Raw genomic sequence first — 12782 nt, forward strand, 5'->3', positions numbered from 1 at the left:
GTCTATAGTCCATGGACCATGGACAATTAGAACACTATGGGAAGAGCATTTGAATTCCGCAAAGAAAGAAAGTTTAAGCGCTGGGCCAAAATGGCAGTGCAGTTTACCCGTTTAGGTAAGGAAATTGTAATGGCTGTAAAAGCCGGTGGCGGTGATGTTAACACCAACTCACGCCTGCGTACTGCAGTACAAAACGCCAAGGCTGTAAACATGCCTAAAGACCGTGTTGAGGCAGCTATCAAACGTGCCGGCAGCCGTGATGAAAAAGATTACGAAGAGCTTGTTTACGAAGGTTACGCACCTTACGGCGTTGCCGTTTTGGTTGAAACCGCTACGGATAACACCAACCGTACCGTTGCCAACGTACGCAGCTACTTCACAAAATATGGCGGTTCGTTAGGTAAAACCGGCTCACTTGATTTTATCTTCACCCGTAAATCGGTTTTCACCTTTGAGCCGGGCGAACGTGACCTGGAAGAACTTGAATTTGAATTGATAGATGCAGGTTTGGAAGAGATCTTTGTTGAAGCCGATGAAAATGGCAACGATATTGCTGTAATCCACACGGCTTTTGAAGATTTCGGTAAAATGCAAAAGGCACTGGAAGAAATTGGTATCGAAGTAAAATCGGCCAAATTGGAGCGTGTGCCGCAATCATTCCATGCCGTTACCGAAGAACAGGTTACCGATATCATGAAACTGATTGACCGTTTGGAAGAAGACGACGACGTACAGGCGGTTTACCATAATATGGCGGAATAATTCTGATATCGGATTTGAGAATTTCGATTTCGGATTTGTTTAATTATAAATAACACGTCATTGCGAGGTACGAAGCAATCCCCGATTAGCAGGTCCGCCCTGTATAGTTTGGGATTATTAATAATTATAATTTGATTTTTATAGGTATTAATGAGCTCCCTACGTTCGGTTGTCTTCGTACCTCGCAATGACGGTTTAACTAAGCATTATCATGCCACTATTCAACACACGTAAGGGAGAAAAAAAAGTAAAGGTTACCTTTGCTAACGGGCTTCTTTTTGTTGAAAGCGATGGTGGTAAACCCCAGGCTTTCCCGCTGGAATGGTTCCCGAAATTACTCAACGCAACCGACGAGGAACGTGAAGACTGGAGCCTGACTGATAAAGGCATCCGCTTTAATAAGCTGGATGTGGATGTAACGCTTTAGCTTAGAGTCAAGACAGCAAGAGCCAGGAAACAAGAAAAAAACAAGAATAGGGTACGAGATGTAAGAGGTTGAATCTTCATCTTACAGTCTTGATTCCTGATTCTTACATCTAAACAAAAAATGGTTTTTGAAGAATTTTTAAAGAAGAAAAGAATTGACCTTGTAGCTCTTGAAGAGGGCGAGCCAGCTTTATTTTCTGAATTTAAAGATCACTTTGAACAGATGGGCGAAAAAAGTTTCGACCATACCAAAAAATACTGGTTTAATAAACTGAGGCGGCAATTTCCAGTCCCGCTTGAGGTTAAAACCGAAAAAGTACATATCAAAAACCCGCTTGCCGAACAAACCATTACCGAAAGTTTGATAGAACCCGGTACGCCGGCCAAAGTTGGCTTTACGCCAAAATTCCGCCCGGCGGTAACTAAACCGGCGGCTTCTGTTGAAGAACCTAAAGAACAAACAGCAGAACCAGCAACACCGGAATCCTCATCATCCGAAACAACGCCAAAACCGGCATTCAAACCACGCTTTAACCCAGCAATGGCAAAAGCTAAACCGGAAGCAAGTGAAGCAGCGCCGGAACCAGCCACCGAGCAACAATCCGAGTCTTCTGCTCCTGGTGCTGATGCGGCATCTACACCTGCTAAACCAGGCTTCAAGCCGCGTTTCAATGCAGCAATGGTAAAGCCAAAACCGGCTGAAGCCGAAGCGCCGGCAGAGGATAAAAAGGAAGAGACTCCATCTGCAGAGCCTCAAGCCCCAACTACTGAAGCGCCTGCACCGAAGATAGGGTTTAAACCACGTTTTAATGCGGCTATGGTAAAACCCAAATCCGCAGAAAATGAAGTGCCTATTGAGGAGAAAAAAGAGGAAGCTCCGACCAAAGAGCCTCAAACGCCGGCCACGGAAGTGCCTGCGCCTAAAATGGGTTTTAAACCCCGCTTTAATGCAGGCATGGTAAAACCCAAACCGGTTGAAAATCCCCCTCCCGCTGAAGAGAAAGATGAAGCTCCTGCTCAGGAACCTCAACAAACAGCCACGGAAACACCGGCACCCAAAATGGGATTCAAACCGCGTTTCAATGCGGCTATGGTAAAACCCAAACCGGTTGAATCAGCTGAAAATAAAAAGGAAGGGCCATCCGCCGAAACTTCACAATCAACAGTTGAAGAAGTAAACCCTACTGAAACTCCCGCTCCAAAACTTGGATTCAAGCCGCGATTTAATGCAGCCACAATGAAGCCCCAACCTGCTGAAAGTGACGAACCAATAGCGGAGAAAAAAGAAGAAACACCAACTGAAGAACCTCAACAGCCGGCTTCCGAAGCACCCGCCCCTAAACTTGGATTTAAACCACGCTTTAATGCGAAGAGCCCTCCTAAGAAATCAGAGGAGGAAGAATAAACTCCATTAAGTTATTAAAATTGTCAATTGCGATAGCGTGGCAACCGCACGGAGGCGCAGTCGCCCTGTATAGCATGCGATTGCTTCGTCGTACCTCCTCGATGACATGATTATCGATTTTACCTTTCCTACTTACTATGCGAAAACAACCAGTGCAGCAAATCCGGCTCATTAAAGGCATTATCCCAACTGTTATGACCTACTCCGGGATATAGCGTAAACCTTGGATGCCCCCCTGCTTCTTTAATAGCATCAACCATTACCTGCGAATGATCTGCCGGTACAACAGGGTCATTATTACCGTGGAAGATCCAGAGTGGAACTTTTTTGGCGTATTTCTTTGCGTTCAGGGTATTATCGCCGCCGCAAATGGCAAAGGCCGCTGCAAATACCTTCGGCTCACGGCCGATAAGTTCAAATGTGCCCATACCGCCCATACTTAAACCACCTACATAAACTCTATGCTTATCAACAAAAGGTTTATCCAAAAACTGGTCAACCAGTCCCATCAACATGATCATAGCCATGGTTGGCGGGGCGTCTTCCTGGAAAATAAATTTACGCTTATTGGTGGTCGAATCGGTAACCTGCTTCACATTGCTCCAGTAGCTTTTTGCCGGGCATTGGGGGTAAACTACAATGGCCTCGTAAATTTCCCGTACACTGTCCTGTAAAAGTCTTTGAGCACCGTAAGCCAGTTGCGACTCATTATTGTTTCCCCGTTCCCCAGAACCGTGCAAAACAAACAACAAAGGATACTTTTGCCCCGGATTAAAATGTTTTGGGAATAATATACGATATGGCAGCGTATCCACTTTAAAGATAAAGCTACCCCTGTCAAAAGAGGTCAAATTTTGGGCTCGGGCTAAAAAAGAGAATGCTAAGAGCAAGCTTAGCATTCCTGTGATTCGTATTATTTTGATCATGGGTTAAAATGCTTCTCTCCTTTACAACCAGCGTGAATATCGCTGTTGCATCAAGACAAATTTAACCTCTTTAACGACCTTTTGTTTATTTTTTTATGCCGAATTAATTTTTTGCGATTGCCGGGCTCTCAAAACCAAGCTTTTTCAAGCCTCCCTGAACCTCAGGGCAACTCATGAAAAGTTTCCACAACAAGCCGGTGCGATAATTTTCAATCATCACGACGATCGGCCCCTGGTCGATAGCTAAATAAGAATTAGCATACCAGTTATGCGATTCGCTGAAAGCATCGGTAAAACCATATTCACCCCAGATCTTATCACCCAGATCATAATAGAAATGGCGCAATGCCTTCATCGAATATTCCGGGGTATAAGGGAACGCAGAGAGTGCTGCTGTTGGTGTAATTACCCCAAGGTCGTTAGTTGGCGAATGGGCATTATAGCCCTCAAAGTTATCGCTGGCAGTTAAGCCCCAGCAATTTTCACCGTAGCCTTTAAACTTTTTAGGGTTGTCAACACAGTAGGCATGATTGATCAGTGTATGGTTTTTGTTTTGCTCCCAATAGTCAGCATAATCATCCTTTAATCCTTTGGGGTTAAGGCCAAGGAATGAGTATTGTGAAAAGAACAGCGGACCACCATAATCAAAACCTAATGGTAATTTAAAGCCATAAAAAGTTCTGCCATTTTTAAAGAAATCGCTTTGGGCCCATCCGCGGTGATATACATCGGCGCTAACCGGGTAACGTTGTGCTGATGCCGCCAGTACGTAAGTTATCAAACACTCATTAAAGCCGTGAATAGGAAAGTTCATAGCCCAGCCATTATTAGGGCTCCAGTGCCAGTAAAGGGCATCGCGGCCATCGCGGGTATACCAGCTCCACTCCATTTCGCCCCACATCCAGTTGATTACATCACGGATGCGACGCTCTTTAGGGTCATCGGCATTGAAATACTGCCTTGCGCACAATAAACCCTGGAATAAATAAGCAGATTCAACAATATCTCCGCCATCATCCTTGCGACCAAACCGGATCACTTTACCTGTTTCGCCATTTAACCAGTGCGGGAAAGCACCGTGAAAAGCATCTGCCTTGTATAAAAAGTTAACGATCTTAACCATACGGTCAACCGCTTGTTCATGTGAAACCCACTTGCGGCTATCAGCCACGATGAGCGACATGATCCCGAAACCAGAACCTCCCGTGGTTACCACCTCGTTTCCGTAGTCAAAAGAAGTGTTGCTGCGTTCCCGGGCCAGGCCACTAACCGGATGTCCAAAATCCCAAAAATAGCGGAAGGTTTGGCGCTGTACTACATCAAGCAAAGCGCTATCCGTAAGGTTTTTGATAATGCCAACGGGCTTAATGCCATCTTCTGTTTTTTTTGCCGCTTTTTGGGCAAAGCAGCAAATGGCAGCCAACATAAATACCGGGGTAATTAATAGTTTTTTCATTAAGCTATTTGCGTTTGAATATGAAAAACAGGGTTTTCATTAAAAAAGAGAGGTTGCCCGTTAAACTCAACAAAGCAACCTCATGATCAATCAACTGTGTGTATTTTATTGGTTAATTAATAACCTGGGTTTTGTGTTAAAGCACCACCGCTCAAATCTATTTCTGTTTGAGGCACAGGCCATACTTCGTTTTTGCCTGCTTTCCAACCACGCGAGCCGAAAACCGCGGTGCCCCTGCCCTGACGGATCACGTCGAAATAACGTTCAAATTCCATGGCCAACTCAAATCTTCTTTCGTTGTATATGGCAGTGCGTAATGTAGCCTGGTCTGTAGTAATAACTTTAGGTAAAATAGCATTATTACCGGCGCGGGCGCGGGCACGAACCTGCTCCAACGGAATTAGCGCAGCCGCAGAACTACCAAGCTCATTATTAGCTTCAGCGTTCATCAGCAATACATCGGCGTAGCGCAAAACGATCTTATTTTGCTGGCAACCTTCATTAAAACCTGATACATACTGACTGAAAGGCACGTATGATTTTTGATTGTACATAGGGTTATCGCCTGTTGCGGGGATTTTATCTCCTTCAGGTGTAGTTTCGCCCCTGAATATGATAGTAGCATCACGGCGGGGGTCACCAGTTTCATATGCGGCAGCTAAACCGGGGCTTGGTACATTAAAGCCCCAGCCACCACCTGTAACGCCACGTACACCCTGAACCTGCGAATACTGTGAGTTTGATGCATCCGGATTATTAGGTATCAAAGCACACTGTACCTCAAATATCGATTCCTGGTTATTTTTATGCGTTGTACGGAACAATTGCTCATAATCAGGATACAATGAATAACCAAAACCCATCACCTGATTGGTATAGCTTAAAACATCGCTCCATTTTTTCAGGTACATAGCAACTTTTGCATGCAGTGCAAGTGCGGCACCTTTTGTAGCGTGACCTAGATCAGCAGAGCTGTAAGTTTGCGGCAATACATTAGCTGCATCATTTAAATCTGTTTCAATAGCTGCCCAAACCTGTGCTTTGGCAGTACGTGGCAAATTATACTCCGACGCACTTTTAGGTAAGCTTAAACGTAATGGCACATCGCCAAAAGCCCTAACCAACCTGAAATATGCATAAGCCCTGATAAATTTAGCTTCGGCCAGGTATCTTGCTTTTAAAGTTTCGTCCATGGTGATACCCGGAACGTTGGCAAGTATCTGGTTAGCAAAGTTGATTGTTTGATACTGTCCTCTCCAGAAACCGCCCAATTGAGCATCGCCCGAAGTAATGGTAAAGTTGTGATAATCGTTAAAAAAGGTAGCATCGCTGGCGGTACTTCCTTTTTCTACATCGTCAGAGCCCATGCTTTCTACAGCAATAGGCGCAAAGGCGATGTTGTTCCACTCGCGCAGGTTAGCATACATAGCGCTGACAGCTTTTGTAGCATCATCCTGAGTTTTGAAAAACAATGTTGCCGCTGTATTCTGCGCCGGATCAACATTTAGAAAGCTTTTTTTACAGCTTTGGAAAGATATAAGTGAAGCAATAAGACCTAAAGCAATAGCCTTATGCAAATATTTTGTACTGTTTTTCATCTTTATATTGATTAAAAAGTAACGTTAACACCAAAATTATAGGTAGCGAACAATGGATACACACTTGCATCAATACCCCTGCTGCCTACATCGCCGCCAATTTCTGGCGAGAAGCCTTTATAGCCGAACAGGTTAATTGCATTTTGTGCATTAGCATAGATCCTGACTTTTGAAATATTCAGTTTCTTCAGGAAGTTGCCAGGTATAGTGTAGCCTAACTGCGCGTTCCTCATCCTGAAGTAAGCACCGCTTTCAACATAAAATGAGTTAGGGGCAGAATTTGATGTTTTACCAACATTTACAGATGGATAGGTATTTGAAGTACCCGCGCCATGCCAGCGGTGGTCATAAAAATCCTGGGTGAAGTTTTCATTGCCAAAACGGTAAGCGATATTGGCATTATAAACACTTACACCTGCAACGCCCTGAAAATCTAAAGCCAGGTCGAAGTTTTTATAAGTGAATGATGTATTTATGCCATAGTTATATTTTGGCAGTGGGCTACCTAAAGCTACACGGTCGCGGCTATCCAATATACCATCATTATTAGTATCCTGGTAAATGAAATCGCCGGGGGCCGCTCCTGGTTGTTTTGAGGCAGCAACCTGCGCAGCTGTTTGGAAAATGCCTGTTACCTTGTAGCCGTAAAACTGACCTATTGGTTGGCCAACCACAGTGCGGGTAGCTAACGCGCCATTAGCGATTCCTTCGCCACCATCATAAATTGGGTTTTGACCGGTTACTACATTAAGTACTTTATTATTGTTGATACCAATATTAGCACTGATACTGTAATTGAAGTCTTTAGAGGTGTTATCTTTCCAACCTAATGAAAACTCCCATCCCCTGTTTTGAATACTTGCCTGGTTACCTATCAATGAGCTGTTAACTGTACCCAATGAACCCGCTACAGGGATCGCGAAAATTGCATCCTGAGTTTCCCTGTTGTAGTAATCGGCTTCAAAAGTTAATTTATTATTAAGCAAGCCACCTTCTAAGCCAAAATCAGATGATACTGTTTTTTCCCAAACAATAGATGGTGGTACTATTGAGTTGACACTTGCACCCGGATAAAGCGTAGTTGGGTTACCGAATAAACCTGTCAGGTAAGGGTCTGTTGCAATAACCTGTACGGTTGGGTTAATAGGTACACCAGAGTTACCAACTTTACCCCAGCTTCCACGGAGTTTCAGGTTACTGAATACTTTCTGATCTTTCATGAACTCCTCGTTGGTAATTATCCAGCCGGCACCAACCGAAGGAAAATATCCGTAAGTATGATCTCCATAAAACTGAGAAGCACCATCGCGACGAATAGATGCATTCAGTAAATATTTATCTCTGAACGAATAATTAACACGTGCAAACTGCGATAATGCGCGGGTATGGATCTGGCTGCCCGGAGTTGCAAAGTAATTTACATTGGTTGTATCCGGGAATGAGCCCCTGATGCTACCATTCTTTACATACGGAACGTAATCTGCTTTTCCGTCTATCTGTTTGGTTTGATTGTTTTGTGCACTATAACCTACTAACGCTGTAATTTTATGATCTTTTATTTTAACGTCATAGGTTAGCGTATTTTCCCATATCCAGTTGCGCACATCAGTGTGATTAACATCCAGATTGGTTTTATTGCTTTGCTGTTTTTGGGTAGCAAAGTACACAGGAGTAAATGCCCTCACTTCATTTTGGCTGATATCTCCCCCATAACTTGATTTAAATTTAAAGTTTTTCAGGAACGTAATTTCGCCATAAGCGTTATAGGTAAAACGCTTGTTTTTGGTGCGCTGATTGAAGAAATCAATAGTAGCCTGCGGGTTATAGTTATTACCGTCGCCAGTACCATAATCGTTAGGATCGCCATAGCCACCGTCGGCTTTGCGTACAGGCAGTGTAGGTGCCGCGCCAAATAACTGGTGAAAAATACCACCATTGACATCTTTCGATAAATCAGATAACGCACTTGCCGTATAGCCAAACTTCAGATTTTTAGTAGGCTTAAAGTCGTTTGACAAGTGAACTGTATAACGTTGGTAATTATTTGTTTTGGCTAAACCGTCCTGATTAAGATAACCGAATGAATAGTTGTAAGTATACTTATCCGTACCGCCGCTTATTGATGCCTCATGGTTAGTAGTAAATGCTTTGCGTAATATTTGCTTATACCAATCAGTTCCTGTGCCGTATGATGAAGGATTGCTGAATATCGGATCGCCGCCGTTTAATGCCGAAAGCTCATTTACCGCCGTAGCATACTGGTTGGCGTTTGCCATCTTTACCTGGTTGGTAACAGCCTGAAGGCCTACATATCCATTGTAATTAATAACCGGTTTACCTTTTACCCCACGCTTTGTTCCGATCAGAACTACGCCGTTGGCTGCACGGATACCATATATAGCTGTACTTGAAGCATCTTTCAAAATGCTAAAACTTTCAATATCCTGCGGGTTAAGGAAGCTGATGTCATCATACCAAACTCCGTCAACTACAAATAATGGTTTAGTGTTACCGTAAATGGTACCTAAACCACGAATGGTAATATCAGGTGATTTGCCTGGTGTACCGCTATTAGTAATCTGTACGCCTGATACTTTACCTTGTAAACCACTTAATGCATTAGGTGACGCTTGCTTGGCAACATCAGAGCCCTTAACGGTAGCAATTGACCCGGTTACATCAAGCTTTCGCTGAGTACCATAACCTATTACAACTACCTGTTGCAGCTCATTGGTTTGTGGTTGCAGGGCTACGTTAATAGATGTTTGACTGCCGATGGCTATTTCTTGCGTGGCATAGCCGATATAAGCTATTGTTAAAGTTCCGCTTCCTGGTGTCTTGAGTGTAAAAGCTCCGTTTACATCTGTTTGGGTGCCTATAGTTGTTCCTTTAACTGAAACAGACACGCCTATTAAAGCCTCGCCTGTTTTTCCGTCGGTTATTTTACCTTTAATTGTAACGTTTTGTGCAAACGCTGCGTCATAACAAAATAACAGTAACAACATCAACCCTGAAATAGTAAAAATTCTTTTCATAGTGGTTAATAAATAATACGGATTGAAAAAATAATTGGTTTATTGATTTGCAAAGCTGTACAGATAATCAACTTTTAACAAATAATATAACTCAACATTAATACACCACTATAAGAATACTTTCACAGCAAATGTTTTCACAAAATATAATACCCTAAAAAACAACATTTTAAAAAGAAAAACAGCTATAAAAACTACTACATAACCCCGGTTAAAGACAAGGGTTCAAAATGACGCAATGAGAGGTAATGATGTAGTGTTATAGCTCGATGAGAAACTCCGTGAGGTTTTTATCATGCTCCAGATTGAGCTTTTTACGAAGCCTGTACCGCCGGATTTCCACACCTCGTAATGAAATATTAAGCAGGGATGCCATTTCCTTACTGCTCATGTTCATGCGCAGGTAAGCACATAATTTCAGATCATTAGGGACCAGGTCGGGGTGACCGGTCTTCAATTTTTTAAAGAAATTTTCGTGTGCTTCGTTAAAACTGTTCTCAAAAATGTTCCAGTCGCGGTCATCGCTCATACCTTCGTCAATCACTTTCTGGATGCGGCGCAGTTGTTCTTCGGCCAGCTTTTTGCCATTACTGTCTTTAAGATGTCCAAGCTCGTCGCTTATTTTTTGCAGCAACTCATTTTTATAAACAATGTTCATAGCCGAGTTTGCCAGCTCGCGGCTTTTACTTGCCAGGTCGGCCTGTAGCTGCTCATTTTTTATATTGACGATGTGCTGTTCGTTAGCGATGGCTTCCTGCTTTAAAAACTCCTCTTTTTCTTTTTGAAGCTTTTGGTGGATGTGCTGCTGATGGCGTTTTAATTTAAGGCGATAGTAATGCCTGATGACATAATACGACAATACAATCAGTAGCAGATAAAAAAACATGGCAATTTTCCCGGCATACCAGGGCGGTAATATAGTAAAGGTAAAAACGGTTTCGGCCGATACCTGCTGATCATTGATCTTGGCGCGTACTTTAAAATGGTATGTCCCCTGGTCAAGATTGGTAAACTCTTTTTGACTTTGCACTGTCCAATCACTCCACTGACGCGAATATCCATCAAGATAGTATTGGAATTTGATCTTAGCCTGTCTGAAATACGGCAATGAATAAGCTATCCGGATGTTATTCTGGGTATAAGGTATTTCAATCGCATCCTTGCTAAAACCATCCTCACTTATTAATGATACCTTATCGGTTACATTCTCAACCCGCCTGATAAGTACATTAGGAATATTGATGTTATTACCGCGTAGCGCGTCATCATCATTGAGTATTACAAAGCCATCATCAACGCTGATAAGATAAGTTGAGTTATTAATGCGATTTATAGTTTCATAATGCTGTACCATTTGCCCGCTGAGTATGGTGAAGCGATTAGTATCAATAGTTAACTTTCCGGGTACTGAAAGATCCGCAAGGGCAACCCTCCCCTGGTTAATGAACCAATACTTTTTGCCTATAGCTTTTATGATTTTGCTTGAAGTGGCAAACGTGCCCAGCTTTTTATTTAACTGCTGGTATTTGAAGAAACGATCGGTAATATCATCATACACATAAAATCCCGAGTCAGACGAAAAAACGATGCGATTATCCAGGTCAAATACGTTGATATTGTAACTGCCGGGCAGGCCATAGCTTTTATCATAGTAAACGCGTGACACGGCCTTTTTTTGGTCGGCGCTCAGGGATAATTTATAGATGCCTTTGTAAGCATGGCTTACCCATATCTGCCCTTTGCTATCCCTTTCAACGTAGCGCGAAGGTTCGCCAAAATCGGCCAGCTTATGGCTAAAATGCCAGTTTCCTGCCGCGTCTTTTTTATAGATAACCAAACCTGTATAAGTTCCCTGAATCAGCATATCAGGAGCTATTTTTTTGATGGTCCACCCCCCGGTCATATCCGAGATCTTAGTTATCGAATTACCGGTTACCTGGTAAGTACCGTCGTTATGACCGCACAGCAAGCGGCCATCCTGCAGGGAAAGGTCCCACACCTGCCCCTGTGAACCTGGTATGAGCTTAAAATCAAACGACTGGAAAGGGCCTTTGTTACTCTCGGGCAGCCAATCGCTGTAAAACAAGCCCTGATTGGTGCCCAGGTAAATCTTTTTGTCAAAAATAATGCTTGCATAAACAGTACCGAATTTGCCTGTTTTATCAAAATAAAAATATAATGGTGAGTTAACCTCAATACGGTCGATGCCATTATCAAGCCCTGCCCAAAGGTTTTGCTCTGCATCTGTATATAAACTCAATACCGTATTATTTTGCATACCGCTGGCTTTGTTAATGTGTTGTACCACCCTGCCGGCGGTATCAACTATTACAATGCCGTTAAGAATAGTTCCATAGGCAAGATATCTGCCTGCAATAGCCACCCCGTTATTAAGCTGATAGGTTTTCAAAAAGTCATTACATTGATTGGCCCAGGGTTTAATAGTTTCACCGTCGTAAATAAACAAACCACCTTTGGCCGTACCAATAATATATTTGTTATGCTGAAAAGGGAGGATAGATAATACACCGCTTACACCAAGAATTTCACTGCCTTTTACATATTCTAATTTTGAACCCTTAAGTTCAAACAACCCTTTTAACAGTTGCTCCACAAAAAAGCGGTTTCCGGCTTTAAAAAGAAAAAGGTAAGGTTGCTGTGCTTTTACAACTTCGATCTTACCCTTTGAGTAGATATAAATGGAGCCAAAAGCCTGGAACAAGACCCTGTCTTTTTCACAATAGATTTTCCAAACCTCCTCATTAATGGGCAAAAACTTTTTAGGCACCAGGCTTATAAGCGATGTATATTTTAAAAAACCTTTATTATCATTTTCCCAGTAGCCAAATTCGCCGTAACCGCCGGCATATATTTTCCCTTTGCCATCGGCAGTTACCGCCCGCACTATTAGCCCGTTGGGCATATGGTACTGCTGCCAGTACTTGCCGTCATAAGCCAACAAACCCTGCGCATTGCCAAAATACATGATACCGTGCTCATCGCGCGTTACCGACCAGTTTTGATTGCCAAACTGATAAAGGGCCTTGGTATAATTTTGCACATACGGAACCCCTATACTTTTAATATCAACCGCAAATGCTTGCCAAACCGAAATACAAAGCAGGTAAATAAAAACTAAGAGGGGTTTACGCATGGTTAAAATAAAATGATGCT

General features: G+C 42.9%; 8 protein-coding genes. 3 read left to right on the plus strand and 5 right to left on the minus strand.

Annotated elements, in window-relative coordinates; genetic code table 11:
- Positions 1-36: 36 nt before the first annotated feature.
- The 3 genes from AC1DUD_RS13265 (at position 37) to AC1DUD_RS13275 (ending at position 2593) form a co-directional block, all read left to right on the plus strand.
- Positions 37-762 carry a YebC/PmpR family DNA-binding transcriptional regulator gene (locus tag AC1DUD_RS13265; protein WP_477375163.1) on the plus strand — a complete coding sequence of 242 codons (726 nt, stop codon included), beginning with the start codon at positions 37-39 and terminating at the stop codon, positions 760-762.
- A gap of 211 nt (positions 763-973) precedes the next feature.
- Positions 974-1189, plus strand: coding sequence for a DUF2442 domain-containing protein (locus AC1DUD_RS13270; RefSeq protein WP_477375164.1), 216 nt, complete (start codon positions 974-976; stop codon positions 1187-1189).
- Between the two features lie 120 nt (positions 1190-1309).
- Positions 1310-2593 (plus strand): hypothetical protein, encoded by a 1284-nt coding sequence (locus tag AC1DUD_RS13275; protein WP_477375165.1) that lies wholly within the window; start codon positions 1310-1312, stop codon positions 2591-2593.
- A 128-nt stretch (positions 2594-2721) separates the two neighbouring features.
- On the opposite strand, the gene AC1DUD_RS13280 is transcribed toward AC1DUD_RS13275, so the two are convergent.
- From AC1DUD_RS13280 to AC1DUD_RS13300, 5 genes are all read right to left on the minus strand, one after another.
- The gene (locus tag AC1DUD_RS13280) at positions 2722-3519 is read right to left on the minus strand and encodes a carboxylesterase family protein (RefSeq protein ID WP_477375166.1); all 798 of its coding nucleotides are present in this window, start codon (positions 3517-3519) and stop codon (positions 2722-2724) included.
- A gap of 103 nt (positions 3520-3622) precedes the next feature.
- Complete coding sequence (locus AC1DUD_RS13285) at positions 3623-4975, minus strand: glucoamylase family protein (protein ID WP_477375167.1); 1353 nt, start codon at positions 4973-4975, stop codon at positions 3623-3625.
- Between the two features lie 116 nt (positions 4976-5091).
- Positions 5092-6573: a RagB/SusD family nutrient uptake outer membrane protein gene (locus tag AC1DUD_RS13290; protein ID WP_477375168.1), complete on the minus strand. Its 1482-nt coding sequence runs from the start codon at positions 6571-6573 to the stop codon at positions 5092-5094.
- An 11-nt stretch (positions 6574-6584) separates the two neighbouring features.
- Positions 6585-9608, minus strand: a complete 3024-nt coding sequence (locus AC1DUD_RS13295) for a SusC/RagA family TonB-linked outer membrane protein (protein ID WP_477375169.1) — start codon at positions 9606-9608, stop codon at positions 6585-6587.
- Positions 9609-9867: 259 nt separating this feature from the next.
- Complete coding sequence (locus tag AC1DUD_RS13300) at positions 9868-12762, minus strand: ligand-binding sensor domain-containing protein (RefSeq protein WP_477375170.1); 2895 nt, start codon at positions 12760-12762, stop codon at positions 9868-9870.
- Positions 12763-12782 lie beyond the last annotated feature (20 nt).

It is taken from the genome of Mucilaginibacter sp. P4_A11, from assembly GCF_056402535.1.